The sequence below is a fragment of the Alloscardovia sp. HMSC034E08 genome, from assembly GCF_001813415.1.
Lineage (GTDB): Bacteria > Actinomycetota > Actinomycetes > Actinomycetales > Bifidobacteriaceae > Alloscardovia > Alloscardovia omnicolens.
In genome coordinates this window covers 767,378-792,818 of sequence record NZ_KV812468.1, presented here as the reverse complement: position 1 = coordinate 792,818, position 25,441 = coordinate 767,378, and the positions used below count along the sequence as shown (strand labels likewise).

Genomic DNA, 25,441 nt, shown 5'->3' with positions numbered 1-25,441 from the left:
ATGCTCGAAAATCTGCGCTCACCGCTCAAGAAAATCATTGAGCCACTCGCAGCTGCCTTAGTGCGCGCCCATATTAGCGCAAACGCAGTTACGGTAGCCGGTTCCGTACTCACCATCGTGGTAGCTATCTGCACGGGAATGAGCGGCTATCTGTTTGCTGGCACGGCCGTGCTTACTGTTCTCGTACTGTTCGATTCGCTCGATGGATCGGTGGCAGCTCTCAGCGGTGGCGGTACTGCTTTCGGGGCGTTCCTCGATTCAACTCTCGACCGTATTGCAGATTGGGTGCTCTTGCTCGCAGTCATCTTGTATTTCGCGCTGCACACGCCTATCTATAATGCGTGGACCATCATCGGAATAATCAACGCGTTAACAGCTATGCTCACGTCTTTTGTAACGCCCTACGCGCGTGCTCGAGCAGAAGCGGTCGGCTTCGAAGCGAAAAACGGTATTGCTACGCGTGCAGATCGTATCGCCATCATCCTTATTGCTCTGGCAGTGCATGGTTTAGGCGCTCCGCTGGCTGTGCTCGCACTCGCAATGTTGCTGCTCACCGTGCTTGGAATTATAACGGTTTTTCAGCGCATAGCTACGGTCTACAAGCAATCAGTGCGCTCTGTCTGAAGGGGTGCATAAAATAAACACGGTTTATTCGTACGTATATTACGAGGAGAGTCATGTCCGGACATTCCAAGTGGGCTACCACCAAGCATAAGAAGGCAGCTATTGACGCTAAGCGTGGTAAGCTCTTCGCAAAGCTCGTAAAGAATATTGAAATCGCAGCACGTAACGGTGGTGGAGATCCTGACGGTAACCCAGCGCTCTACGATGCTATTACCAAGGCTAAGAAGAACTCTCTTCCTGCAGATAACATTACTCGCGCAGTTAAGCGTGGTTCTGGTGAAGAAGCAGGTGGCGCAAACTACGAGGAGATTACCTACGAAGGTTACGCTCCAGGCGGCATCGGCCTTATTATTAACTGCTTAACCGATAACCGTAACCGTGCAGCTGCAGACGTTCGCTCTACACTGTCTAAGAACGGTGGTTCCTTGGCAGAAAACGGTTCTGTATCCTTCAACTTCGAGCGCAAGGGTCAGATCGTTGTTCCAGCTGAAGGCGTTGATTTCGATAAGCTCTTCGAAGTTGCTGCAGAAGCTGGCGCAGACGATGTGGTAGAAGAAGACGACGTCTTCACTATTACCACCGCCCCAAGCGATGTTGTAGCTGTGCGTAAGGCTATTCAGGATGCAGGTTTCGACTACGATTCTGCAGAATCTACTCTTATTCCTTTGAACGAAGTCGAACTCGATTTCGAGGCCGCTTCTAAGGTGAACCGTTTGATCGATGCCTTGGATGAGCTTGATGATGTTCAGGATATTTTCGCTAACTGGACTGCTTCTGATGAAGTGATGGCTCAGTTAGACGAAGAATAGAGATTACAGATTGATTATTTTAGGCGTTGACCCCGGGCTTACTCGCTGCGGAGTCGGTGTTATAGAAGCCGGCCATTCGCGCCGGCTTTCTTTTATTCATGTAGACGTTATTCGTACGCAGCCAAATACTCCTCAGGATGCGCGTTTGCTCACGATTTTTAACGGTTTGAGCGCTAAGCTCGACGAGTTTGCTCCCGATGTTGTCTCTATTGAACGAGTTTTCGCTCAAGAGAACCGTGCTACTGTGCTCGGCACAGCTCAAGCAGCTGGTTTAGCTATGGTAGCAGCAGCTCAACGGCGTATTCCTGTAGCATTGCACACGCCAACTGAGGCAAAACTTGCCATTACTGGTAATGGGCAGGCTGATAAGCCTCAGATGCAACGCATGGTTACTAAAATTTTGGGATTAAATTCCATTGTTAATCCTCCTGATGCAGCCGATGCTTTAGCCTTAGCTATGTGCCATGCTCTGCGTCCAGCGGGAGCTATTGAAGGCGGAGAGCGTGAGCAGCATCTCACTGCCGCACAAAAGCAATGGGCAGACGCTCAACGCAAGGCACGATCTGGCCGTGGTGTCCGCCGAGACATGTAAGCTAGATATACTTTTCGAACAAATGTTCTAACTTTTAATCCTGTTGAGGTGGTGTCTATGATTGCGAGTTTGCGCGGTGAAGTTGCTGGCGTCTACGCCGATTCCGCGATTATTGAAGTAGCGGGAGTAGGGTACAGCGCGCGCATGTCGGGTAAAGATTTAAGCCAACTGCGTGCAGGTAGAGAAGTTTATGTTCTTACTACCATGACGGTTTCTCAAGATGCTATAGCTCTGTATGGTTTTTTGCATAAAGCAACGCAAGACTTTTTTGCTCAGCTTACTAAGGTTAATGGCATTGGACCGCGTGTAGCCATGGCTATCTTATCGACGTTAACAACCGAAGATCTTATTAAAGCCATTCGCGATAATGATGTTGCTGCACTGACTAAAGCTCCTGGACTTGGCAAGAAGGGCGCACAGAAAATTATTGTGGAACTAAGTGGGTCGGTCAATCTTGACTCCTTAGTCTCTGATTTTCCTTCTGATTCCGCGCAACCAGCTCCTCATGATGCATCTACAAGCGATGAAGGCGCACGCCAAGTGGTTCAAGGCTTAGTATCCTTAGGATGGCAGCTTAAAGATGCTGCAGCAGCTGTTGAGCAAACTATGACTGATTTAGGATTAGAAATTCCGTTACATACTTCTCAAGTTCCAGTTGTCTTGCGTGAATCTTTAACTCGTTTAGATAGGGGACGTTAATGTCTGATTCTATGAATCAACCAGACATGCTCAATATGCCAAATGATGCGCGCGAAGAAGGTCTGCGCATGATTTCCGCTGAACCTCATACTAATGAACAGGTCAGCGATGAAGAGTTGCGTCCGGACACTCTCGATACTTTTATTGGGCAGCCACAACTCAAGGCGCAGATGAAGCTATTTCTTGATGCAGCCCAATTGCGCGCTGTTCCACCTGATCATATTTTGCTGGCTGGCCCTCCAGGTCTTGGTAAAACTACTTTATCTATGATTGTGGCACATGAATTAGGAGTACCGATTCGTGTTACCTCTGGACCTGCAATTCAGCATGCAGGAGATTTAGCATCGATAGTGTCATCTTTAGAAGAAGGCGAAGTCCTTTTTATTGATGAAATTCATCGTTTGCCCCGAGCTGCAGAAGAATTGCTGTATATTGCAATGGAAGATTTCCGTGTAGACGTTATGGTGGGGAAGGGACCAGGTGCTTCCTCTATTCCGCTGACTTTACCACGTTTTACTGTTATTGGTGCTACCACGCGCGAAGGCATGCTACCATCTCCGTTGCGCGCACGCTTTGGTTTTACAACTCACTTGGATTATTACCCAACAAGTGAGTTAAAAAAACTTATTCTACGGTCTGCCGATGTGCTTGGCATTCGTGTTGATGATGATGCAGCTTATGAGCTTGCCATTCGCTCTCGTGGCACACCACGTGTAGCTAACCGTCTACTTCGTCGTGTGCGCGATTGGGCAATTGTTCATTCCTTAGATGTTGTTAATTCAGAATCTGTGCTCGATGCTTTGGAACTGTATCAGATTGATTCCCAAGGTCTAGACCGCTTAGATATTGCTGTGCTTACAGCAATGTGCAAGAATTTTGCCGGCGGACCTGTAGGACTCAACAACTTATCTGCCATGGTGGGTGAGGAGTCTGAAACAGTAGAAACAGTATGCGAACCGTATTTAGTGCGTGAAGGCTTTATGACGCGCACTCCACGCGGTCGTGTAGCTACTTCAAAAGCGTGGAATCATTTGGGTTTAACGCCTCCTGATGATGTCACATCACTGTTCTAGAATCTAAAAGTATTTTTTATCTCTCAAGGAGTTTTACATGGGTTACGAGATGCTGATTATTCTGCTCATTGCCATGATTGGTTTCACTTTTTGGAGCACTCGTCAGCAAAAGAAGCAGCAGCAAAAGGTACAAGATTACCGCGAAAGCTTGAAACCAGGCACTGAGGTTGCTACTGTTTCCGGTCTGTTAGGAACCGTTGAATCCGTTGATTTAGATCGCGATGTTGTGATTATCAACTCTGAAGGTAGCTTAACCAAGTGGCGTATTCAAGCAATTACAGAGCCTCCAGTTATTCCAGCATATGTAAGCGATGATGACGTTGATGAAGATGGCAATCCTCTAGAGTCTGAAGACCTAGACCAGAAGGACGCTACAGAAGCTGAATCAGAAACCGTAACTAAGTAGAATCGATAATCTCACCACAATGACTTCTGATATTTCGTTATCAAGCCCCAACTTACTTCCACAAGAGGATGCAGACTATCTGTGCTCTCTTATTCGCACTATTCCTGATTTTCCATCTGAGGGAATACTTTTCCGTGACTTTATGCCAGTTTTTGCTCAAGCAAAAAGCATGAATCTTCTTATTCAAGGGCTTGTTAATGCTTTACCTGTTATGCCTAGCGAATTTGACTATATCGCTGGTTTGGAAGCACGCGGTTTCCTTATTGGTACGGCATTAGCTCAAAAACTCGATAAAGGTTTTATTGCTGTGCGTAAAGCAGGCAAGTTGCCACCACCAGTGCTTTCTCAAAGCTACGACTTAGAGTATGGCAAGGCAACTATGGAAATCGAAAAAGATTTAGTTAAGCCAGGTTCTCGCATTCTCATCGTCGATGATCTCATCGCAACTGGTGGTACTGCATGGGCGGCAATGAAATTATTCGAAAGTATTGACTGTTCTGTTGCTGGCTTTAGCTTTGTTATGGAGTTGGACGGTTTAGATGGCACAGCCAGGTTAGATAACCATCCTATGTCTACCATGATGGTTATGCCTGCTTAAATAACCGCGTTCTACATGGCAGTGTGAGGAGCAATAAGAATGGATTTATACGAATACCAAGCTCGTGAACTTCTGCAGGAGAATAATGTTCCTGTTCCAGAAGGAATTTTCGCAAGCACAGTAGATGAAGCTGTTGAAGCTGCACGCTCTATCGGCTATCCATGCGTCATCAAGGCACAAGTACGCATTGGGCATCGCTGTCAAGCTGGTGGTGTAAAAATCGTGCACGATGAAGAAGAAGCTCGCTTTATGGCGCAGCATATTCTGGGAATGACTATTCATGGTCATAAAGTGCGAGGTCTGCTCATTGTTAAAGCAGCATCAATTTTACACGAATACTATGTGTCCATTTCTGTAGATCGTTCTTCACGTGATTATGACGTTCTTGCCACAGCAGCTGGCGGCACTGAAGTTGAAGAAATCGCACGCGAACATCCTGAGCATGTTAAGCGATTGCACATTAATCCTTTGGATAATTTCGATTTCGAAGCTGCTCAAAAAATGGCTCAGGAAATTGGTTTCCACCATGCAGACAATGACCAAGCTGCTCAGGTTCTCTTAGACATGTGGCATACATTTATTGAGAATGATGCAACGCTTGTGGAAATCAATCCTTTAGCTAAGATTGGGCACCCAGAAGATGAATCATCCAAACGCTTAATTGCTCTTGATGCTAAGATTTCTCTTGATTCCAACGCTGCTTTCCGTCACGATAACTGGCACCGCTTCGACACGACTTTTGAACAAGATCCACTCGAAGCTCGAGCTGCGCAGTATGATTTGCACTATGTACACCTCGACGGCGAAGTAGGAGTTATTGGTAACGGCGCTGGTCTGGTTATGAGCTCCATCGATGCAGTAGCTGATGCAGGTGCACGGTATGAGCAGCCTATTAACCCTGCCAACTTCCTCGATATCGGGGGAGGAGCATCAGCACAGATTATGGCCGAAAGCCTGAGCATCGTTATGTCGGACTCAAAGGTTCAGTCTGTTTTCGTGAACGTTTATGGTGGTATTACTTCCTGCAAACTCGTTGCTCAAGGTATTCTTCAAGCAGTAACGCAGCTGGAAGAATCTAGCGAACAAGTCAAAGACATTGTTATCCGTTTTGACGGTAATGAGGGTGCTGAAGGACTAGAGATTCTTCATCAGGCAGCACATCCACGTATTCATGTTACACATACCATGATTGAAGCTGCTGAAAACGCTGTACGCAAAGCTGCTGATGCACTGCATATCACAGCTGTAGAGAGTGCAGACAGTGCAAACAGTGAGGAGGCATAATAATGAGTTTTATTCGTCCTAATGCTCCTGTAATTGTGCAAGGTATGACTGGACACCAGGGAATGACCCATACCGCACGTATGTTGAAGGCTGGTACCAATATTGTAGCTGGTGTTAATCCACGCAAAGGCGGTCAATTCCTTCAATTTGAAGACATGCAAGGTACGCGCGATGTAGCTATTTATGCCACTTGTGCTGAAGCAAAAAATGCTGCTGGTGCTCAAGCTTCTGTTATTTTTGTGCCACCACGTTTCGCTAAATCAGCTATGGTAGAAGCTATTGAAGCTGAAATTCCACTCATCGTGGTCATTACCGAAGGCATACCTGTAGCAGACACAGCATACTGCGTTGCATTAGCACGCCAACACAATGTGCGCATTGTAGGACCAAACTGTCCAGGGTTATCCACCTATACGTCAGCGGATGAACAAACTGAAGGTTTATACGGCGTTAATTTAGGTATTATTCCCGATGGTATTGTATCCACCGGTAGCCTTGGTTTAGTCTCTAAGTCTGGTACCTTAACCTATCAGCTTATGTCCGAACTTGCTGATTATGGTTTCCGCGCAGCTATCGGCGTGGGTGGAGATTCTATTATTGGCACAACTCAGCAAGAAGCTCTTGAAATTCTCAACAATGATCCTCAGGTCAAAGCCTGCGTACTCATTGGAGAAATTGGTGGTAGCGCTGAACAAGAACTCGCCTTATGGGCTCGTGAACACATGACCAAGCCAATTGTTGCCTATATCGCCGGTTATAGCGCGCCAGAGGGTAAGCAAATGGGGCATGCAGGTGCTATCGTATCAGGTGGAAGCGGAACAGCTCAGGGTAAAAAGGAAGCATTGGAAGCCTGCGGTATTCAAGTAGGTCGTAATCCAAGCGAAACAGCCCAACTTATGCGCAACGTTATGGAGAATCTCTAAATATGCCACAAGGCCGCACGATTTCATCCCAGGACTACACAGCAGATACAACTACGCCATCTGCTGCACCTGCAAGAAGTCATATGCGAAGCATCGTCTATGGTATGCTTTCTGCGGTCATAGCGTTCTTCTTATTTGCACTGTTTGTATTTCTCGCATCCGCGTTATTCCTGCTTATAGCAGGTATGGATGCGGGAACAGATCTCAGCGATATTAGTTCCTCATTCACTGCAATGATTATTGTGCTGTCTCAAGGTATAGCCATAAAAACAGATACATTAGTCTTGTCTATTATTCCTTTGGGATTAAGTGCAATCTGTATCAGCGTTTTTCGTCGTGTATTACTGCGTCGTGCTAATACTCTTATAGGAAACATCGCAAGCATAGTCACGTGGACAGCAATTATTGCTCTTGTTGCGCTGTATATACGCTCGTCCATTGCCTCACCGTTATGGGCAGTGCTCTTGTATCCCACATGCATCGCACTCATCGCTTATCTATGGTCTCGATCTAAAGAATCACCTGAATACACATGGTGTTCCACGCAACTCAAACGCTATTTATCTGCAACAACGCGCAGAACAATTGCCTTAGGATTGCGCACTGCCTGCCGCATACTGTGGATTTATGCTCTTATAGGCATTGTCACGCTTATTATGTGGATTGCATTAGGTTATCAATCCATGCTTAAAGTCTTCTCCATGACTCATATGGGCATAGGCTCACAAATTATGACGAGTATTTTTACTCTTGCATGGTTGCCTAACCTGATTATTTGGGCTTTGGGTTGGGTGCTGGGAGCAACTATTTCCATTGGTACACTAGGGCAATTCAATTTGTGGATTGGGCAATCCTCTCATTTACCTCCTATCCCAATTTTCGGTGTTCTGCCTGAACCTGTATCTACGCAGATAGCTCAACGCGCTATTCTCCTTGTACCTATTGTGTGCGTTATTCAATTGGGTTTGTATTCTTTGTATAGTCCGCGTGAATATCGATTGCTGAAAAAGCGTCGCACTTTAACGAGCTTTATTGATTTTCTTTATCCTATTGGAAGTTTTATTACCAGTATTATTATTGTTATTCCTGTTGTTATGCTGCTTATTCCGGCTTCTTCTGGCGCTTTAGGTCATAAAAATCTTGCGCATGTTGGACTATCTATAGGCGCAAGCATGAACACTTTTGGTCGTCCGCTGCAGTGGGGGCTTATGGTTGCATGGCTTCTTGCTTTAATGATTGCTTTACTGCAAGCAGCTTTCACATATATAACCGACCGTAAGCATACTGCAACTGATGCGTCTGAAAATACAGCGACAACAGACGACAACGATGAAACTGAAAACAGCGACCTCGGTGATGAGGATGCTTCTGAGATTTTCCCAATCCACAACCACCCACGGGAGGACAATAATGAGTGAAACCACCTCACGTCCAATTAAGCGTGCGCTTGTTTCCGTCTACCACAAGGAAGGTCTTGAAGTTCTGGCTCAAGCCTTCGTTAAAGCAGGAACCGCTGTGGTCTCCACAGGTTCCACAGCTCAAGCATTAGCAAGCTATGGTGTAGATGTTACCTCAGCAGAACAGGTAACAGGCTTCCCAGAATGCCTTGATGGTCGCGTAAAAACTCTGCATCCACGTATTCATGCTGGAATTTTGGCAGATATGACTAATGCCGATCATGTTGCTCAGCTGAAGAATCTTGAGGTTGAGCCATTTGATGCGGTTATTGTTAATCTTTATCCATTCGCAGATACCGTACGTTCCGGTGCCGGTGAAGCAGATATTATTGAAAAGATTGATATTGGCGGACCTTCTATGGTACGCGCTTCAGCAAAAAACGCAGCAACAGTAGCAGTTATTACTGATCCAGCTGATTATGCTTTACTCGCCGAGCGCGTAGATAACGGTGAAGGATTCACTCTCGAAGAGCGTCGTTATCTCGCAGCTAAGGCTTTCGCTCACACTGCAGCTTATGATTCCACCATTATTGAGTGGGCAAGCAAGCAGTGGACGAAGCCAGAAAGCATGGGGGAGAAGAGCGACTTCGCTACTTATTCCCGCACATGGGATAAGGCTGCTGTATTGCGTTATGGCGAGAACTCTCACCAAAATGCATCTCTCTATGTTGATCCATTAACTAGCGGTGATTTTGCTCATGCTGAGCAGCTCGGCGGTAAGCCTATGAGCTACAACAACTATGTGGATGCAGATTCCGCTTGGCGCAGTGTGTGGGATTTCCCAGAGCAGATTGCTGTTGCCGTAGTGAAGCATTCCAATCCTTGTGGTTTAGCTATTGGAGACACTGTTGCCCAAGCACACAAGAAAGCTCATGCATGCGATCCTATGAGCGCTTACGGCGGAGTCATCGCAGCTAATACCACGGTCAGCCTCGAGATGGCACAGAATGTGAAGCCAATCTTCACCGAGGTTATTGTTGCTCCAGATTATGAGCCTGAAGCTTTGGAACTCTTGCAAACGAAGAAGAATCTTCGCATTTTGAAAGTTCCTGTATCTCCTGTGTCTCATCCACAGATTCGCCAGATTGATGGCGGTTTGCTCGTACAGGATATGGATATTTTCCAGTCTGAAGGCGATAATCCAACCAACTGGACACTGGTAGCAGGCGAAGCTGCAGATGAGCAAACCCTTGCTGATTTGCAGTTCGCATGGCGTGCTGTACGTTCGGTAAAGTCAAACGCTATTTTGATTGCGCATGACGGTGCAACTGTAGGTATTGGTATGGGTCAGGTGAACCGTGTAGATTCTTCTCGCTTGGCTGTTGACCGTGCTAATACTTTGGCTGACGGTGCAAACCGTACTCAAGGTGCTGTTGCCGCTTCCGATGCATTCTTCCCATTTGCTGATGGTATGAAGATTCTCACCGATGCTGGCGTTAAAGCAGTTGTTCATCCTGGTGGTTCTATTCGTGATGAGGAAGTATTCCAGGCTGCACAAGAAGCCGGCATTACCATGTACGTTACTGGCACTCGTCACTTCTTCCACTAAAAAGCACACAGGAGATTGCCCATGAAACGCACACCGAATCATATTGAACCGTTATGGCCAAGTGCTATAACCCTGAGCGTTATTGTGCTCGCAGTGATCTTCGCATGGTTCGATCATGTTGACTGGGCAACCTACCTGTTTGCAGCTTTTGCATTTCTCATGGGACTGTGGCGTGTTCTTGCCCGTGACAAAGCCCCATGGAAAATACGTTCCGTAGCTTTCGATGCTTTTATTAGTTTCGGTTTATCCATAGGATTAGTAGGAACGTATATAAGCATTATGGCTCTCTAATATAATTGTGCCCTATCGCTTGAAAGCGATAGGGCACAATTATATTAGAGAAAGATTGTTATTCTTTCTCAGCGTTTGGCTCTTCAGTTTCAACAATGACCTCAGGTAAGGATTCTTCTGCATCCTCATCTGTTGCCTCATCATCACCGTCATCAGCAGCTGCAACAGCTTCCTGTTCTAAACGTAAAGCAGCAACAGCAGCCTCAGTTTCAGCGCGCTGAGCCTGAACAGAATCACGAATAATCAAACCAAAAGCAACCACAGCAGCAGCAACCAAAGGAACAATCCAAAATACCCATAACTGCTGTAATGGGTTCGTAGTCAAACCATCAAAAGAACCTACCACAGCAATACCTGTAGAACGAGCAGGATTTAATCCCACACCGTCGACCAAATACAAAGCCATAGCACTCACGCCATAAGCAGCAGCAAGAGCAAAAGCATGATTCTTGTATGCAGAACCGTTAGGGCGAACAGTGGTGTAGAAGGCAGTAATCACAACAATCGTAAACACAAGTTCCATAACAACGGCTGCGGTAATATCAAAGCTCAAGCCTGAGCTGGAACCGAGCAAAGTAGCAGACGTAGAGTTCGTGCCGAAACCATTAACAACAATGCTCATCCACATCTTACGAGGTGCATTCTGAGACACAGGAGTGAGCAGATGCCATACACCTGCAGCTGCTAAAGCACCCAAAACTTGAGCGACGATATAGAGCAGACCTTGCAGCCATGTAACAACACCAGTCAACATACCAGCAAAACTCACAGCTGGATTAAAATGACCGCCACTTGCACGACCGAAGGTTAAGCCTGCGGCAGCATAAGCTAAACCAGTACCCACGCCAACCATAATCAGGCTCGAATTGGAATTAATCATAGTTCCCCAAGAGCTGATTACATAAATAGCAAAAGCAATAACAGCAGTTCCCACGAATTCTGCTGCTACACGAACTAAAAGATTATTGCTCAAGCGGTGAGATGGTTTCTCCGTTTGAGTTGTATACACTAAATTATCTGTCATAAAAAACCTCACTTGTAGTGAACGTAGCTATCCTATCAACCCCTCCACCTATAATATATATGTTTGTTATTAAAATCTTCTAGGCCACGTTGGGAGAACGATGCCACATCCATATTCCCGTGCTAAAAAAGCACACGAAGAATCCGAATCCGGAATCCGTCTTCAAAAAGTATTAGCTCAAGCAGGTTTTGGCTCTCGCCGTAAATGCGAAATTATGATTACTGACGGTCGCGTTGAAGTTGACGGTCAGCTCATTACCGAGTTAGGTACGCGCGTAGATCCAAAAAAGCAAGAGATTCGTGTTGACGGTTCCCGCATTCGTTTATCAAATAAGCACATTACCTTAGCTCTGAACAAGCCTAAGAAAGTGCTTTCTGCTATGGAAGATAAGAAAGGTCGCTGGACCTTACGCGATATTATTGGCGATGGCTATGAGCGCGTCTTCCATATGGGACGTTTGGATTATGATTCCGAAGGCCTTATTCTTATGACAGATGACGGTGAGCTTGCTCAGCATGTTATGCATCCAAAATATGAAATTCCTAAAACCTATATTGTTACGGTAGAAGGTCATATTGGTGGAAATATTGCTCGTCGTTTAGTACGTACCGGCGTTCAGTTAGATGATGGTTGGATTAAGTTCGACCAGTGCACAGTTCTCGATCAAACACGTGAGTATTCTATGTTGCGTGTTGTTCTGCACTCTGGACGTAACCGTATTGTGCGCCGAATTTTCGGTTCTATTGGTTTCCCCGTTGTACGTTTGGTGCGCACACAGATTGGACCAATCAAACTGGGCGAAATCAAAGCAGGTTCATACCGTATTTTGTCTAAAACTGAAGTAGATTCTCTCGCAAAGGCGGTTGGTCTATGATTACTGTAGCTATTGATGGTCCATCAGGCGTGGGAAAGTCCAGCACATCTCGTGCTGTGGCTAAGCATTTTGGATACGCTTATTTAGATACTGGTGCCATGTATCGTGCTGCCGCATGGTGGTGCCTCAGCCAGGGGGAGAGTCTTGATTTTGATTCTGCAAGCCCTGAGCAGGAGAAGCGTTTAACTGAATTAGTAGCACGCTTCTTTACTGAAGATCATTTTGATATTTCACTCGATCCCGACGTGCCCGGCGTTACCAGTGATGGTCAAGATATTAGTGACGAAATTCGCTCAACACAGGTTGCTTCACATGTATCAGCAATTTCCTCGATTATCCCTATCCGTCACGTACTGATTGCTGCTCAACGCGCCTACATTGCGGGGGAAGAAAATCCTCAAGGTTTCTCGAATGGTGCAGGCATTGTTGTTGAAGGACGAGACATTACAACCGTTGTAGCTCCTGATGCTGATGTGCGTGTGCTTCTGACCGCACGCGAAGATGTTCGCCAGGCACGCCGTAATGCTCAAAATGCTCAGAAAGCACAGAATACAACGCATTCATCTGATCTCGCTTTCGATAATGTCGCTTCTGATAATGTTGCTGCTCGTGATGCTAAGGATGCACAAGTAACATCATTCCAAGAAGCTGCAGAAGGCGTTACTTTAGTTGATAACTCAGATATGAGTTTTGACCAAACCGTGCAAGTTCTTGTTGATATGGTTGATGCTGCTATAGATGAGCAGTTGTTTAGCAACTATGTTGATCAGATGAATGAGTACGAACTTGAAGAAGGCGATGAAGCATACCTGTCTGACGATGCTTTTATCGACGCTTCTCAAGACGATGAGGAAGACGACACGGTTGGCGTTTTAGCTATTGTAGGTCGCCCAAATGTGGGTAAATCTACTTTAGTCAACCGTATTTTAGGTCGTCGAGCCGCCATTGTAGAAGACACCCCTGGCGTTACACGTGACCGCGTTACCTATGAAGCAGAATGGGCAGGAACTCGCTTCCAACTCGTGGATACAGGCGGTTGGGAAGCAGATGTAGAAGGTATTGATTCTGCTATTGCATCTCAAGCCCAAATTGCTGTGCAATTAGCAGATGCAGTAGTTCTTGTTGTTGATGGTGCTGTAGGTTTAACTGCTAGCGATGAACGTATTGTGTCTATGTTGCGCGCTTCTGGTAAGCCAGTTACTGTAGCCGCTAATAAGCTTGATACGCAGATATCTGAATATCAGGCTGCTGAGTTCTGGAACCTTGGACTTGGAGAGCCGTATCCTATTTCGGCTATGCATGGTCGCGGCGTGGGTGATTTGCTCGATGTTGCTCTCGCTAAGTTGGCTCAAGCAGAGAAAACCTCTGGTCTGCTAACTCCATCCCATTTGCGACGCATTGCTTTGGTAGGTCGTCCAAATGTAGGTAAGTCGTCCTTACTTAACCAACTGTCTGGCGAAAACCGCGCTGTTGTTTCTGATATTGCCGGAACTACGCGCGATCCTGTCGATGAAGTTGTGAATGTTGGTGGACAAGATTGGCTGTTCATCGATACTGCAGGCATTAAGCGCCGTCTGCACAAACAATCGGGAGCAGATTACTATTCCAGCTTGCGTACGCAAGCTGCCATTGAGCGTTCCGAACTGGCTCTGGTTCTTTTTGATGTATCTGAACCAATTTCTGATCAAGACCTGAAAGTTATGAGCCAGGCAGTAGATGCAGGACGCGCTATTGTGCTCGTGTTCAATAAGTGGGACAAGTTGGATGATTTTGGTCGTCAACGCATCGAGCGCTTATGGAAGACTGAGTTTAATCGTGTGACCTGGGCTCAGCGTGTGAATTTGTCTGCTTTAACCGGTTGGCATACGAACCGTTTGAAATTGGCGATGGATACAGCTCTCGAAAACTGGGATAAGCGCGTATCTACTGGACGTTTGAACTCTTTCCTTGGCCAGGTTCAGGCAGCTCATCCGCATCCTTTGCGAGGTGGTAAGCAGCCACGTATTTTGTTCGCTACACAGGCATCCAACCGTCCGCCACGCTTCGTGATTTTCACTACTGGCTTCTTAGATCACAGCTATCGCCGCTTTATTGAGCATTCCTTACGTGACGAATTTGGTTTCGAAGGAACACCAATACAGATTTCTGTGAATGTGCGTGAAAAGAAAAAGCGCAAGTAGGTGTGGATGAGTGAGCTGTCTCCCTTTTTGTACTGATAAATAAAGTTCAAGCGGCAGGAGGCAGTTCACTCAGACTTCTTTTGTTGCTGGTTTCCGTGCATGTTTTGCAGACTGTGATTGGCGGATTAGTGTGCGGTCTAGTGTGCGGGCGTGCGTTTCTGCTGTATCGTTCATAGCTGAGCGCAGCAGTGAATGGTAAAGCTTTTACCAGTACTGATTTGAGTGGTGAAACTGCTTTAACGAGTAGTGCTATGGATAGTTATGAAAGATAAAACACACGAATCAGAATATACCGTTCTACATAATTCGTGGCGGAACTACCTTTCAGCGTTTGACGAGCACTTTGGTATAAGGATTTCTCGGATTACGCGTGTAACAAAATTCAACGCCTTACCAAGACCTAGTGTACAAAATCTAACAAGATTACTGTGCGAACAAATCAGCCTGCGTCTGTTGTCTTTTCCCGCTCGAATCCGAACGGACAATCGATATCACAACTCAACGTCTACAACTTTCATGCTTGCAATATAGCGTTAACATTCATAAGAAGTCAGTCATCATACACATCTCAAGTTGCGATACCTAAAGATAAAAATAGTTTCGGTATATACGCGCGGCATACTCCATACGCACACGCAGGAAAACCGCTATAATCAAGTATTTTCAGCAGTATCGCTGTTTCATTACTGAACGAAAATACCTAAAAAATCAGCTGAACTAAGCGCGAATTTTTCGCAATTCGCCAAAATGTCCAGTAAAGGTGCATTTTCAAGAAAAGTACTCTATAATAGACGGAGTTATAAACAACTTAAATTAACGCGAGGGCTGATGGCTGAAGGATCTTCTCACGGTAGGCGACGATTTTCTGATAAGTGGGGCAAGCACGAACTTGACGTATTAGCAGTTTTATCTTCTGCATTCCCGCAATGGCTAACTTCCCGTCAAATAGCGCAACGTGTGAAAGCGTATGCTGATTCGTACGGTGAATTAGCTGATCAAGCAGCGAAGGCAGCTTTTGCCAAGCAATTCCAACGTGACCGCGCAAAGCTGACCGCAATGGGCATTGCTATCGAATCTCGTCAACCTGAATATTCCTCCAAGTCAGAGGGACAGGATTTTGCATTCTACCGTCTGCAGTTGGGTGACGAACCTCGAACTCGCATGCACTTTGAAGCTGAAGAGCTACCTATTTTAGCTGCAGCAAATTATTTGGCACGTTCTTTGGCTATGTCTGCAAAGTCGGACGAAAAAAAGGCTGAAGATAGGCGTAATCACAAGGCTTCGCGTACTCAGCCTCATGTTGCGCAAACTCCAACCCCTGGTTTAGGTTTAGACTCGATAGCTCCTGGTTTAGGCACACAAACTATTCCTGAAAATCTCATGCGCGTTGTAGATTCTCGCCGTTTTACAGCTACCGTTATGGTGGACGGAGAGAATATTAACGTTGCGTATACAGATTCTGATGATTTGGCTTCGTACGTCTTAGAACATCCTGGTGCAACTATCGTCAGCCCTCAGGAAGCAGTTGATGCTTTCGTTCGTCGTTTGAATGCGGCAGTAGCGTTTGAAGAGATAACCGTTCCTGCTGAGTCTGAGAACTTGATTGCTGTCAGCGAGTTGCGCAAGAAGCTTGAAGAACAGAACGAGGATGAGGATGGCGATTCTAAGTCGGAACGTAAGGGGTCTTCCTTCCAAACAGGTTCGGAAGTAGACCGCCGTTTGCGTCTTATGTTGTTCTTATCTGCTCATTTAGGCGAAGAATATTTGCTCAGCGAATTGGCTGAACGTTTTATTGCTGTTCCGCATACTCCAGAAGAGGAGAAGAAGAACGTTCAGATTATCCGCAAAGATATTGGCACTTTAACTACCGTTTCGGATGATGGTGAGTTAGCAGGAAGTCAGTTCTTTGATATTGACTGGTCTTTGCTGGAGTCAGAAGGTATTGTTGCCGCTACTAATTCCTTAGGATTAGAACGTTTGGCAGGCGTTTCTGCTCAGTATATGAGCTTGCTGACAGCATCGGTTAGCTATTTAGCTCATTCACCGCTGATGTCGGAAAGCTACCGTAAGAGTGCTGAGGTTTTGTTTGAGCGTTTGCAAGAAGAAAACGATAACGCTGCACAGAACTCTACTGCTTGGTTGAGTTTGACCGGTTATGAACTTGAACCAGCTAGCTATCAGGTAGTACATGATGCAATTGAGCGTGGAAAACTGCTCGATATGGATTACACTGATGGAGCCGGACGCACACGCCATAAGCTTGTTGCACCTGCACAGATTTACGTTGATGAGGGCGTGTATTACGCAGCTGTATGGACTGGCGTAAGCGACGAAGATCGTAAAGAACCAAGCACTCGTTCATATGATGCTGATTCACCACGCCACACACCAATTCGTAACGAAGCTTCCGCTCAATGGCAAACATTACGTTTAGCTCGTATTGGTCGCGTGGAAAGTGTGGAGCCAAGCCATGACATTGATATTCCTGATGTTCCATTAGCAGAACTGAGGGAGTGGAGTTTCGAAAATGGTACTCCAGCAGTCTTTGTGACCGCGCAGAAGAATTTGCCATTTATTTTGAATCTTCCAGACGCTAAGGTTGAGGATTCCGGTGAAGGACAGAAAGTGCACCTGACTGTTTCCTCCGACTCATGGTTTGTTGCTTTCTGCATTGCCCACGCACGCCACATTACTGCGGTGGGTCCTGCAACCTTGCAGTCCATGTGCATTGCTCGTGCGGAGCATGAGCTTAGCATGAATACGCAAGCTGAGTGAGTTGGTAGGATTTGTGTTGATTGGGTTGCTTAGTGAGTTGTAGCGTCTGTTCAATGGCTGACTTGCGATAGTGGCTTTCCAGTTGCTACTTATACTGTCTGTCTGGTTGAGAATTATTTGCGCTTTAGTGAAGAATAAGGAGAATTAATATGGTTCCGTTCTGGGTATGGATTCTACTGTGGATTTTCCTTTTCGCTAACTTTGCGTATGGAGTGTATTACGTTGTACGCCACGGGTTGGATGCACTTGCGAAAGTTGGTAGCACTGCCGACGAAGTGGGGCAGATTATGGGGCGCATGAGTCCACAGGAGCGCGATGCTGCTCTGGACGACTCTGTGCCATTCTTCACTAGGCCGCTGACTGATGCGGCGGATAGGTATGCCAGGACGCGCGAAGCAGTAGAGAAGAAGCATATAGCACGTTCATTACGTCATGAAAAAGCTTTTAACCGCTGGACGAGCTACTCTCAGAAAGATCTCGAACAGATGAGCGAGCAGTTGGAGCAAGCAGCGCAGATTAGCGATGAACGTGCTCGACTTAATACTAATCTAGACTAATACAGATTAAGGGTCTATGTCCGAAGAACAACTAAGTCCTGCACAGCGTTATGCTGCTTTCCAGGCATCCCAAAAACAGCGTAAAAGCCTAACAGGGCTTTTTTCTCAGTCTTTAAGTTTCGATATCGATGATTTTCAACGTGATGCATGCCAAGCACTCGAAAATAATCAGAATGTTTTAGTAGCAGCGCCTACAGGAGCGGGCAAAACTGTTGTAGCAGACTTCGCTATTTTCTTGGCGCAGCAACGTAATGTGAAGGCATTCTATACGACGCCAATTAAAGCTTTAAGTAATCAGAAGTTCCATGAGCTGGCTGCCGCATATGGTGAAGATAGGGTAGGGCTGCTCACCGGCGATGTCTCTATTAATTCCGAAGCAGATATTGTCGTTATGACTACTGAAGTGTTGCGCAATATGCTCTATGAAAAATCAAGCACACTCAACGCTTTAAGATACGTGGTTCTTGATGAAATTCATTACCTTGCTGACCGTATGCGCGGCCAAGTATGGGAAGAAGTTATTATTCATTTACCAGATACTGTTAAAATTATTGGCTTATCTGCAACAGTGTCGAATATTGAGGATTTTACTGCGTGGATTCGCTCTGTGCGAGGAGATACTGCGCTGATTATGTCAGAAACACGACCTGTTCCGCTGTTACAGCATGTTCTGCTTCAAGAATCTGCACGTAAAGAACCGCAGGTTTTTGACCTGTATCAAAGCCCTCAATCCACTAAAATTAACCGTTCGCTTGTTCAAGCTTTAGCGAATTTAGATGATCAAGCACGTCGTGAAGCAGCAAGTCGAAACCGTAAATCTTTCGGACTGGACAATCATGGCAGAAAACGTTCGCGCGCTCTTCCGGCACCTATACGCCATTACACGCCGAAAAGGTGGGCGGTTGTAGACGAACTTGACTTTCTTGGTATGCTACCGGGAATTTATTTTATTTTCTCTCGAACAGGCTGTGATAAAGCTGTTCAGCAGTGCTTGCAAGCAGGTTTAGAGCTGACAACGCCGCAAGAAGTTCATCGTATCCGCTCGGTTGTTAACGAGATGATTGATGGTCAACTGAGCGCTGATGAGAAGAAAGCTCTGCATTTCCATCACTTCTTAGCAGCTCTAGAGTTGGGATTTGCGGCACATCACGCGGGCATGATTACACTTTTCCGTCATATCGTTGAAGCTCTTTTTGAGCAAGGTCTTATTAAAGTTGTTTTCGCTACAGAAACTTTGGCTTTAGGTATTAATATGCCAGCACGTAGCGTTATTGTAGAAAAACTCGTGAAATTTAATGGGGTAGGACATGTGAATCTGACTCCTGGCGAGTTCACGCAGCTTACTGGACGTGCAGGTCGTCGTGGTATTGATATTATTGGGCATGCTGTAGTCGTAGATCACCAAGATTTTGTGCCGGCAGCTGCAGCTAATTTAGCTTCGAAGCGTGTATATCCTTTACACTCAAGTTTTACGCCTACTTTTAACATGGCTGTAAACCTTTTGCATACGCATACTTTAGAACAGTCACGAGCTACTTTAGATCATTCTTTCGCTCAATGGGAAGCAAATGCTTCTGCAGACAGTTTGGTCGCCACCTTAGAAGAAACACGCAGCATCGTGGGCTCGTATAGTGAAGCAATGCACTGCGATATGGGCGATTTCGAAGACTTTATGCGTATTCGTATGAAAATTTCCGATATCGAAAAGCATGACCGTCGTATTCTTAAATCTACGGTTTTCCGCTCTGAATCGCAGCGCAAAAAGGCTTTTGCCCAGTTAGATAAGAAACTTGCTGTTCTGAAAAATAAGGAAAAAACCCATTCGTGCAAAAATTGTCCTGATTTTTCTGATCATGTGCGTTGGGGTCATCGCTGGGCTCGTCAAACACGAGAATTGGAGCATTTAGAAAACCGAGTAGCTTCTCGTACGCAATCCGTATCTCGTCATTTTGACCGTATTTGTTCAGTACTAACTCACTTGGATTATCTTCGCGAAGGTTCTAGGGGAGAGCTAGAACTCACACAACGCGGAGATTTACTGCGTCACGTGTATAGCGAAAATGATTTATTACTCGCTCAGTGCATTGACGAGGGAATTTTTAACAATCTCGATGCCCAAGAATGTGCTGCACTGATGGCAGCTTTTGTCTATGAATCTCGATATGGATCAACTCGTGAACCTTCACATTATCCAGGTGGAGCGAGGGGAGTGCTAGCTACTACAGTTAACCGCATTAAAGTCATAGATAAGGAATTGCAGTTCATGTGTGAATCCTTTGATTTGGATACGAACGCAGATATTGATTTTGGTCTTGTAGAAGTCATGTTTGATTGGGTTAGTGAGAAGCCTCTTACTGATGTCTTACGCAACGCACCAGATTTAACAGCAGGAGATTTCGTGCGTAGCTGTAATCGTACATGTGATGTACTCACACAGTTAGCTCATATCGGCATCATTCTCGGCAACGATGATCTCTCGCGAGTAGCTAATGAAGCTTATGATGTGATTAATCACGGTATTGTAGCATTAAATCCGATTTAACAGCTACAGGAATAATACTTCAGTCTGCTGTGTTTTGTACGGTAGATAGGGAATAACTAAGGAGAAAATGTATGGCAGAGCGTAGCCTTCGTGGTATGAGCATTGGTGCAAAATCTCTCGAATCTGACGATAACGTCGAGTTCGCAGACCGCACCGATGTGAGTTATGTATGTCCACACGGACATAAAACAATTTTGCCTTTATCTTCTGAAGCAGAACCACCATTAGAGTGGGAATGCCGTTGCGGTCAAACCGCAAAGCTGGAAAATGCAGAAGACGAAGAGCCAAATGAAATTACCAAGCCAACACGAACTCACTGGGATATGTTACTAGAAAGGCGTACACCAGAAGAGCTCAAGACTTTACTTGAAAAGCGTTTACAAATGAAGCGTGAAGGATGGTTCCCAGATTATGAGTAATCGACGCATTGTTTTACTTGACCTTGACGGTACAACAGTTGAATCCCATCCAGGTATTTTGGCATCTGTGCGCTTGACTTTCGAGCATTTCAATAAGCCGCTACCTACAGATGACGAGTTAAATACTTTTATTGGCCCGCCATTGCTTGATTCCTTTAGCACACACGGCTTTGAAGACAATGCTCAGGAAGCTGTTGATTTCTTCCGTGAGTCTTATACCAAGCCATATTTCGACGACCCTCAAAGCCCTGGGCAGCTTATTCCTGGACTGTATTTGAGCCGCATGTATTTCGGATACTTAGGTCAGCTCCAAAAATTGCGCGAGATGGGCTATATGCTCGTGGTATGTACAGCAAAACCTCAGCGTGAAGCAATTTTGCTGTGTGAACATATTGGTTTGGAATATCTCGTAACAGGAATATTTGGAGCTACAGGCGGCTCAGATACCAGCCGTTTACACAAGAATGAAATTATCCGCTACGTATTCGAGAAAATCCATTACAGCGACGATGACGGCGACCGTGCAGTTATGGTTGGCGATCGTTGGACAGATATTGATGGCGCTCACGAAAACGGTATTCCAGCTATCGGCGCTGGATGGGGTTATGCGGCTGAAGGTGAGTTCGAAGAACATAACTGTGATGTTGTTGCTCCAACAGTAGATGATCTTGTTGAGGCTGTAGAAAAAGCTTTCAATAATAATTAAGATTATCCCGATAATGTACGTTATGTCAGATTTGATATGATGTGATTACTGAATACGTTTAGATAAACAAAACCGCTGATCCTTCTCTCAAGAGTTTCAGCGGTTTTGTTTATAAAAATTACTTAACCAACTTGTGCTTGATGTAATGCACGCTGCTGTAATTCCAATTTGCGACGCATACGATGCTGCGCTAACTCATCAATAGTTTGTACTGAATTATTGCGTACTCGTGGCGCAGCATTCTCTGGCTGAGAAGATTCTTCATTGCGTAACGCTTCAGTAATTTCGGTATACAAAACACCCACGGAAATGCCAAATACAGCATGACCCGCACGCAATAATTCAAGCATTTCAGCTTCGCTTGTGCATTCAAAAATATGCATACCATCAGACACAATAATGGCTGTTTCAAGCTTATCCATGCTGCTGGTACTCAAATAGCTCAAAGCTGTGGTCACATTATTGAGGTTCACACCCGTATCGAGCAATTTCTTCGCTACAGCTAAAATAATAATATCTTTAAAAGAATATAGCCTACGTGAACCAGAGCCTGTCGATGGGGTAATGCTCGGTTCCACAATATGTTTGCGTGCCCAATAATCGAGCTGGCGATAGGTGATACCGGCAACTTTAGAGGCTACTACTCCCCTGTACCCCACCTCTTCACGATTACCATCAAGAGTAAAAAGTGTACCCTGAATGGCATTATAATTACTCAAATCCTGACGTTCAGATAACCGCACATGCAAACTTAACTGTGGACGTTCTGTTTCTTCCATAACCCCAACTTTCACATTTTTTCTAGTACATATTGTAGAGCGAGAAATGTGTTGATTGTGTTGACTTACTGCACAACAGCTGGAGACTTTGTGAAGAAAGCAAAGCGGAAACGCCCGATAATAATCTCATCTCCGCTGTTCAGGCGTGCAGAATCAACGCGTTCACGGTTCACATAAGTACCGTTTAAGCTTCCTGCATCTTCAACAGTAAAAACACTTCCTGAGCGCTTAAAAATCGTATGCTCACGCGATACAGTGTTATCGTCGAGCACAATATCGCTGGCCGCATCACGTCCTGCAGTAATAACGTCTGCATCCAAAAGATAACGTGCTCCATCTGCTCCGCGTGTTGCAATCAGTAAAGCGGATGTATCAGAAAGCTGAGCAATCGTGTTCATATCTTCCTGCGTTAATGGGCGCTCCCCCGTAGCTGTAACAGGAACTGTTATAGCTGGTAAACCAATACTTGTTGTCTCTCCGGCTGTCGGAATTGAAATAACCATAACTCTTATTCTACTGTTTGGGCGTACTTATATTCAAAACTGTTAGCCAGCGCAGTAATATTTACCTCGTTAGCTTGCTTGACCACAACTCTCGCTCCGTAATTCACGCGCAGTGATGAATCTATTCCACCATTAATATCCACAGCATTTTGGAGGTTGGAGGGGTCTCCTATTGCTTTAATCGTGTACGGCGCACTCAGATATTGGCCGTCACTCATTAATCCTGATTCGGTATCAACAATATATGTGGAGGTGACCACACGAACATTGCCAATTTGAATAACCTCTGCTCCGGCATTGCGTAGTTCTTCAATCAACGTATATAAAGCTGCGGCAGAAATTTTTTTCTTAGTTCCCTGCGTTACTGTAATAGTAATACCTTCACCTCGAGCTGCTACACGTCCACTCAAAATATCGTTGGCATCTTTATTTTCCTGCACAACGCGTTCAATTTCTTTTTGTTTATCTGCTGCTGATTGAATGGACTGCAACTGCTGACTGAGCTGAGAACGTTGACTTTCAAGTCGCGAGATTTGATTATCTGTTTCACTTAAAAGAGTAACAAGTTCTGACTCGCTCAGTGATGTATACGACGTATCGGTAATGCGTTGCTGAACCATAAATGCAAAACCTACCGATGCTCCCAAACATAGCAAAATAAGGGAACTAATAGCCCCTCGCGCATGACGATTCGTACGGATAGCATGAGCAAACTCGCTCCATGAGGAAATTACACGGGTATTGCTTCCTCGAGGTGAACGTTTTTCAACTGCGGGAAAAACGCCTGTCTGAATTTCGTCTGCTTCAGGCTTTGAGTCGCGCTGAGTATCTCCTACCATATCTACCCTGCCTAGGATCTAAAGATAAAGCGTCGAATAGCCGACACATTCGAGAAGATACGAATACCAAGAACCACAATAACTGCAGTAGTTAACTGCGAGCTTACTCCTAGCAACGTTCCAATATAAACCAACAGCACTGCAGTACCAACGTTAGAAATAAAGGAAATAACAAAAACTCGGTCAGAAAAATTACGTTCAAAGAAAGAGCGTGCAGCTCCAAGTAATGCGTCTAAAGCAGCTACGACCATAATTGGCAAATATGGTTGAAGCCATACAGGAACATCTGTTCGAACAAAAATGCCAGCAACAACGCCAACAATAATACCCAATACTGCTGCCATAGTTACTCCTTTCGTGCTCGTTCAATACTCACAGCATTTGCCGCAGGAAGGTCGAGAACTTTGCTGTGAGTAACTGTCATAGAAACTCCAATCGGGGTGAACAGTATAGAAGCTATACGTGAGGAATCCACAGCATTCTGCATAATCTGTGCATTACCAATAGCGCGAATTGCGTAAGGGCTTTGCACTGCCGTAATACCCACCAGTATAGTGCCTCCAGCTGAACGTACAGCAGTTTGAGGTCCTATACGCACATCATTAATACTGATAGCTTCAGCACCTGCTTGCCAGAGCAAAGATAAAATATATTGCAATTGCGCATCGCTTACTAATGCGTTTGACTGACCATCTGTAACACGTCCTTTGGTCGCTGAATCATCCGTGCTCGGATTAGTCAGCGTCATCGTTATACCCGAACCTCGCGCTGCTGACTGTGCGGTAAGAATATAGGAATCACGTATTTTACTGATAGTATTAGCTTCGTTTTTCGTTTGTCGCGTAAGATTGAGCAGTTCTTTTTGCTGTTTTTTAACAGTATTTTCGAGGTCTTGTGCATTTTTTGTAGTAGCAACAAGTTGCGCTGCTAATTGTGCACGCACTTTTTCTCGAGATTGACCCCGTAAGATCCGTACTGCTTGAGAGCTGCCAAAACCTACAACCACGCACAGAATAAAAGAAATAATATGCGTAATAATGCGCTGTGTACGCGATATTGTATGCGCTGTTAAAGTAGCGTCCTCAAAAAGAGGATCGAGCGGATGGCGCATTAAGTCCTCTAATAATTGAGAGGACTTGGGAGTTCTGCGCGACTGCGAACGCGCTGACTGTGAGTTTTGTGATGAGCGCGTTTCGATGCGTCTTTTACTGAGTTTTCCGGCATCACTGGAAAAAGTAACACGTGAACGCTGCTGCGCTTCTTCGCTTAACTGCGGCGGAATAACACTAGGAACGGGTGAAGGCTTATTCTCCATCACGTTTCTCCTCGTGAGCCTGGCGAATAAGCCTCATCCCCTGCTTAATATAAATAACACCAGCAACCCAGTAAAGTGCTACTCCCCAGATCGCAAGAGCTACTCCAAAATTCTCTAATGCGTTAAAAATCCAAGATTGCCCCATACCTGAGATCATTAGAACAGGAATATCCGTCATAATCATTGCTGTGGCTGTTTTTCCCACAAAATGCACAGGAAGCGGACCGTAATCATACTGTGCCAGAACAATAATCTGCACACCCAAAATAAAATCGCGTAATCCCACCACAATAATGAACCACCATGGCAGGAAACCTGCAAATCCCAAAGCTAAGATAGAGCTGACAATAAGAAGACGGTCGGCAATCGGGTCAAGAATCTGACCGAGCTTCGTAATCTGATTTAATCGTCGTGCTAAAAATCCATCTATGCCATCGGTTAAAGCGGATATAGCCAAAACGATTAAGCCGATAAAAAGATGACCTTGAGTAATCTGAATCGCAATCAACGGAATAGTCAAAAGACGAATGAGGCTCACAAAATTTGGCCATGTAATAATCCTATTACTTGGCTTTAATAGTAAAGTCTCATCTGTCATTGTATCCGTATCGTGTGTTTTCTCT

26 protein-coding genes are annotated in these 25,441 nt (G+C 45.3%); 19 read left to right on the top strand and 7 right to left on the bottom strand.

Annotated features, from left to right (window positions below; genetic code table 11):
* From pgsA to HMPREF2909_RS04920, 12 genes are read left to right on the top strand one after another with little or no spacing between them, the layout of a single operon-like run.
* Positions 1-624, top strand: coding sequence for a phosphatidylinositol phosphate synthase (pgsA, locus tag HMPREF2909_RS04975; RefSeq protein WP_071415442.1), 624 nt, complete (start codon positions 1-3; stop codon positions 622-624).
* 53 nt (positions 625-677) lie between these two features.
* Complete coding sequence (locus HMPREF2909_RS04970; RefSeq protein ID WP_071415441.1) at positions 678-1,433, top strand: YebC/PmpR family DNA-binding transcriptional regulator; 756 nt, start codon at positions 678-680, stop codon at positions 1,431-1,433.
* A gap of 10 nt (positions 1,434-1,443) precedes the next feature.
* Positions 1,444-2,025, top strand: a complete 582-nt coding sequence (gene ruvC, locus HMPREF2909_RS04965) for a crossover junction endodeoxyribonuclease RuvC (protein ID WP_071415440.1) — start codon at positions 1,444-1,446, stop codon at positions 2,023-2,025.
* Positions 2,026-2,082: 57 nt separating this feature from the next.
* Positions 2,083-2,724, top strand: coding sequence for a Holliday junction branch migration protein RuvA (ruvA, locus tag HMPREF2909_RS04960; protein WP_071415439.1), 642 nt, complete (start codon positions 2,083-2,085; stop codon positions 2,722-2,724).
* Between the two features lie 26 nt (positions 2,725-2,750).
* Positions 2,751-3,797: a Holliday junction branch migration DNA helicase RuvB gene (ruvB, locus tag HMPREF2909_RS04955; RefSeq protein WP_210387908.1), complete on the top strand. Its 1,047-nt coding sequence runs from the start codon at positions 2,751-2,753 to the stop codon at positions 3,795-3,797.
* 37 nt (positions 3,798-3,834) lie between these two features.
* Positions 3,835-4,203: a preprotein translocase subunit YajC gene (gene yajC / locus HMPREF2909_RS04950; RefSeq protein WP_022856466.1), complete on the top strand. Its 369-nt coding sequence runs from the start codon at positions 3,835-3,837 to the stop codon at positions 4,201-4,203.
* A gap of 19 nt (positions 4,204-4,222) precedes the next feature.
* Positions 4,223-4,801: an adenine phosphoribosyltransferase gene (locus tag HMPREF2909_RS04945; RefSeq protein WP_071415438.1), complete on the top strand. Its 579-nt coding sequence runs from the start codon at positions 4,223-4,225 to the stop codon at positions 4,799-4,801.
* A gap of 39 nt (positions 4,802-4,840) precedes the next feature.
* A complete protein-coding gene (gene sucC, locus HMPREF2909_RS04940) occupies positions 4,841-6,085 on the top strand; it encodes an ADP-forming succinate--CoA ligase subunit beta (RefSeq protein WP_071415437.1) in 1,245 nt (414 codons plus the stop codon).
* On the top strand, positions 6,085-7,008 hold the full coding sequence (gene sucD, locus HMPREF2909_RS04935) for a succinate--CoA ligase subunit alpha (protein WP_168165285.1): 924 nt from the start codon (positions 6,085-6,087) through the stop codon (positions 7,006-7,008). Before sucC ends, sucD begins: the two co-directional genes overlap by 1 nt.
* Positions 7,009-7,010: 2 nt before the next feature.
* Positions 7,011-8,426, top strand: coding sequence for a cell division protein PerM (locus tag HMPREF2909_RS04930; protein ID WP_071415435.1), 1,416 nt, complete (start codon positions 7,011-7,013; stop codon positions 8,424-8,426).
* Positions 8,419-10,014, top strand: a complete 1,596-nt coding sequence (gene purH / locus HMPREF2909_RS04925) for a bifunctional phosphoribosylaminoimidazolecarboxamide formyltransferase/IMP cyclohydrolase (RefSeq protein WP_071415434.1) — start codon at positions 8,419-8,421, stop codon at positions 10,012-10,014. The genes HMPREF2909_RS04930 and purH overlap by 8 nt, the downstream gene beginning before the upstream one ends.
* A gap of 21 nt (positions 10,015-10,035) precedes the next feature.
* Entirely contained in the window at positions 10,036-10,305 is a 270-nt protein-coding gene (locus HMPREF2909_RS04920) for a hypothetical protein (protein WP_071415433.1), read from the top strand.
* Positions 10,306-10,363: 58 nt separating this feature from the next.
* On the opposite strand, the gene HMPREF2909_RS04915 is transcribed toward HMPREF2909_RS04920, so the two are convergent.
* Positions 10,364-11,329: an MIP/aquaporin family protein gene (locus tag HMPREF2909_RS04915; protein WP_084797261.1), complete on the bottom strand. Its 966-nt coding sequence runs from the start codon at positions 11,327-11,329 to the stop codon at positions 10,364-10,366.
* Positions 11,330-11,429: 100 nt separating this feature from the next.
* On the opposite strand from HMPREF2909_RS04915, the gene HMPREF2909_RS04910 reads away from it, so the two are divergent.
* From HMPREF2909_RS04910 to HMPREF2909_RS04880, 7 genes are all read left to right on the top strand, one after another.
* Entirely contained in the window at positions 11,430-12,203 is a 774-nt protein-coding gene (locus HMPREF2909_RS04910; RefSeq protein ID WP_021618397.1) for a pseudouridine synthase, read from the top strand.
* Positions 12,200-14,383 carry a bifunctional cytidylate kinase/GTPase Der gene (gene der / locus HMPREF2909_RS04905; RefSeq protein WP_071415432.1) on the top strand — a complete coding sequence of 728 codons (2,184 nt, stop codon included), beginning with the start codon at positions 12,200-12,202 and terminating at the stop codon, positions 14,381-14,383. The genes HMPREF2909_RS04910 and der overlap by 4 nt, the downstream gene beginning before the upstream one ends.
* An 828-nt stretch (positions 14,384-15,211) precedes the next feature.
* Complete coding sequence (locus tag HMPREF2909_RS04900; protein WP_071415431.1) at positions 15,212-17,158, top strand: helix-turn-helix transcriptional regulator; 1,947 nt, start codon at positions 15,212-15,214, stop codon at positions 17,156-17,158.
* Positions 17,159-17,307: 149 nt separating this feature from the next.
* Positions 17,308-17,715: a hypothetical protein gene (locus HMPREF2909_RS04895; RefSeq protein ID WP_071415430.1), complete on the top strand. Its 408-nt coding sequence runs from the start codon at positions 17,308-17,310 to the stop codon at positions 17,713-17,715.
* A gap of 16 nt (positions 17,716-17,731) precedes the next feature.
* On the top strand, positions 17,732-20,257 hold the full coding sequence (locus HMPREF2909_RS04890; RefSeq protein WP_071415429.1) for a DEAD/DEAH box helicase: 2,526 nt from the start codon (positions 17,732-17,734) through the stop codon (positions 20,255-20,257).
* A 71-nt stretch (positions 20,258-20,328) separates the two neighbouring features.
* Positions 20,329-20,676 carry an RNA polymerase-binding protein RbpA gene (locus HMPREF2909_RS04885; RefSeq protein WP_021618402.1) on the top strand — a complete coding sequence of 116 codons (348 nt, stop codon included), beginning with the start codon at positions 20,329-20,331 and terminating at the stop codon, positions 20,674-20,676.
* Entirely contained in the window at positions 20,669-21,382 is a 714-nt protein-coding gene (locus HMPREF2909_RS04880) for an HAD hydrolase-like protein (RefSeq protein WP_071415428.1), read from the top strand. Before HMPREF2909_RS04885 ends, HMPREF2909_RS04880 begins: the two co-directional genes overlap by 8 nt.
* A gap of 122 nt (positions 21,383-21,504) precedes the next feature.
* Here the strand turns inward: HMPREF2909_RS04880 and HMPREF2909_RS04875 are convergent, their stop codons facing one another.
* The 6 genes from HMPREF2909_RS04875 to HMPREF2909_RS04850 all read right to left on the bottom strand — a co-directional run bounded on the left by HMPREF2909_RS04875 (position 21,505) and on the right by HMPREF2909_RS04850 (position 25,416).
* Positions 21,505-22,161 (bottom strand): MerR family transcriptional regulator, encoded by a 657-nt coding sequence (locus HMPREF2909_RS04875; protein WP_071415427.1) that lies wholly within the window; start codon positions 22,159-22,161, stop codon positions 21,505-21,507.
* 65 nt (positions 22,162-22,226) lie between these two features.
* Positions 22,227-22,664 (bottom strand): FHA domain-containing protein, encoded by a 438-nt coding sequence (locus tag HMPREF2909_RS04870; protein WP_021618405.1) that lies wholly within the window; start codon positions 22,662-22,664, stop codon positions 22,227-22,229.
* Positions 22,665-22,669: 5 nt separating this feature from the next.
* On the bottom strand, positions 22,670-23,503 hold the full coding sequence (locus HMPREF2909_RS04865) for a DUF881 domain-containing protein (protein ID WP_071415426.1): 834 nt from the start codon (positions 23,501-23,503) through the stop codon (positions 22,670-22,672).
* 11 nt (positions 23,504-23,514) lie between these two features.
* Positions 23,515-23,847, bottom strand: coding sequence for a small basic family protein (locus HMPREF2909_RS04860; RefSeq protein WP_021618407.1), 333 nt, complete (start codon positions 23,845-23,847; stop codon positions 23,515-23,517).
* 2 nt (positions 23,848-23,849) lie between these two features.
* Positions 23,850-24,818: a DUF881 domain-containing protein gene (locus HMPREF2909_RS04855; protein WP_071415425.1), complete on the bottom strand. Its 969-nt coding sequence runs from the start codon at positions 24,816-24,818 to the stop codon at positions 23,850-23,852.
* Positions 24,808-25,416: a CDP-alcohol phosphatidyltransferase family protein gene (locus HMPREF2909_RS04850; RefSeq protein WP_021618409.1), complete on the bottom strand. Its 609-nt coding sequence runs from the start codon at positions 25,414-25,416 to the stop codon at positions 24,808-24,810. Before HMPREF2909_RS04850 ends, HMPREF2909_RS04855 begins: the two co-directional genes overlap by 11 nt.
* Positions 25,417-25,441: the final 25 nt, after the last annotated feature.

Coding starts and splice junctions, on each gene's coding strand:
- HMPREF2909_RS04875 (WP_071415427.1), bottom strand. CDS start 22,161: ATGGAAGAAACAGAACGTCCACAGTTAAGTTTGCATGTGCGGTTATCT.
- sucC (WP_071415437.1), top strand. CDS start 4,841: ATGGATTTATACGAATACCAAGCTCGTGAACTTCTGCAGGAGAATAAT.
- HMPREF2909_RS04900 (WP_071415431.1), top strand. CDS start 15,212: ATGGCTGAAGGATCTTCTCACGGTAGGCGACGATTTTCTGATAAGTGG.
- HMPREF2909_RS04885 (WP_021618402.1), top strand. CDS start 20,329: ATGGCAGAGCGTAGCCTTCGTGGTATGAGCATTGGTGCAAAATCTCTC.
- der (WP_071415432.1), top strand. CDS start 12,200: ATGATTACTGTAGCTATTGATGGTCCATCAGGCGTGGGAAAGTCCAGC.
- ruvB (WP_210387908.1), top strand. CDS start 2,751: ATGCTCAATATGCCAAATGATGCGCGCGAAGAAGGTCTGCGCATGATT.
- HMPREF2909_RS04895 (WP_071415430.1), top strand. CDS start 17,308: ATGGTTCCGTTCTGGGTATGGATTCTACTGTGGATTTTCCTTTTCGCT.
- HMPREF2909_RS04945 (WP_071415438.1), top strand. CDS start 4,223: ATGACTTCTGATATTTCGTTATCAAGCCCCAACTTACTTCCACAAGAG.
- HMPREF2909_RS04915 (WP_084797261.1), bottom strand. CDS start 11,329: ATGACAGATAATTTAGTGTATACAACTCAAACGGAGAAACCATCTCAC.
- HMPREF2909_RS04850 (WP_021618409.1), bottom strand. CDS start 25,416: ATGACAGATGAGACTTTACTATTAAAGCCAAGTAATAGGATTATTACA.
- HMPREF2909_RS04870 (WP_021618405.1), bottom strand. CDS start 22,664: ATGGTTATTTCAATTCCGACAGCCGGAGAGACAACAAGTATTGGTTTA.
- ruvA (WP_071415439.1), top strand. CDS start 2,083: ATGATTGCGAGTTTGCGCGGTGAAGTTGCTGGCGTCTACGCCGATTCC.
- purH (WP_071415434.1), top strand. CDS start 8,419: ATGAGTGAAACCACCTCACGTCCAATTAAGCGTGCGCTTGTTTCCGTC.
- HMPREF2909_RS04860 (WP_021618407.1), bottom strand. CDS start 23,847: ATGGCAGCAGTATTGGGTATTATTGTTGGCGTTGTTGCTGGCATTTTT.
- HMPREF2909_RS04890 (WP_071415429.1), top strand. CDS start 17,732: ATGTCCGAAGAACAACTAAGTCCTGCACAGCGTTATGCTGCTTTCCAG.
- HMPREF2909_RS04865 (WP_071415426.1), bottom strand. CDS start 23,503: ATGGTAGGAGATACTCAGCGCGACTCAAAGCCTGAAGCAGACGAAATT.
- HMPREF2909_RS04855 (WP_071415425.1), bottom strand. CDS start 24,818: ATGGAGAATAAGCCTTCACCCGTTCCTAGTGTTATTCCGCCGCAGTTA.
- yajC (WP_022856466.1), top strand. CDS start 3,835: ATGGGTTACGAGATGCTGATTATTCTGCTCATTGCCATGATTGGTTTC.
- HMPREF2909_RS04970 (WP_071415441.1), top strand. CDS start 678: ATGTCCGGACATTCCAAGTGGGCTACCACCAAGCATAAGAAGGCAGCT.
- pgsA (WP_071415442.1), top strand. CDS start 1: ATGCTCGAAAATCTGCGCTCACCGCTCAAGAAAATCATTGAGCCACTC.
- HMPREF2909_RS04910 (WP_021618397.1), top strand. CDS start 11,430: ATGCCACATCCATATTCCCGTGCTAAAAAAGCACACGAAGAATCCGAA.
- HMPREF2909_RS04880 (WP_071415428.1), top strand. CDS start 20,669: ATGAGTAATCGACGCATTGTTTTACTTGACCTTGACGGTACAACAGTT.
- HMPREF2909_RS04930 (WP_071415435.1), top strand. CDS start 7,011: ATGCCACAAGGCCGCACGATTTCATCCCAGGACTACACAGCAGATACA.
- HMPREF2909_RS04920 (WP_071415433.1), top strand. CDS start 10,036: ATGAAACGCACACCGAATCATATTGAACCGTTATGGCCAAGTGCTATA.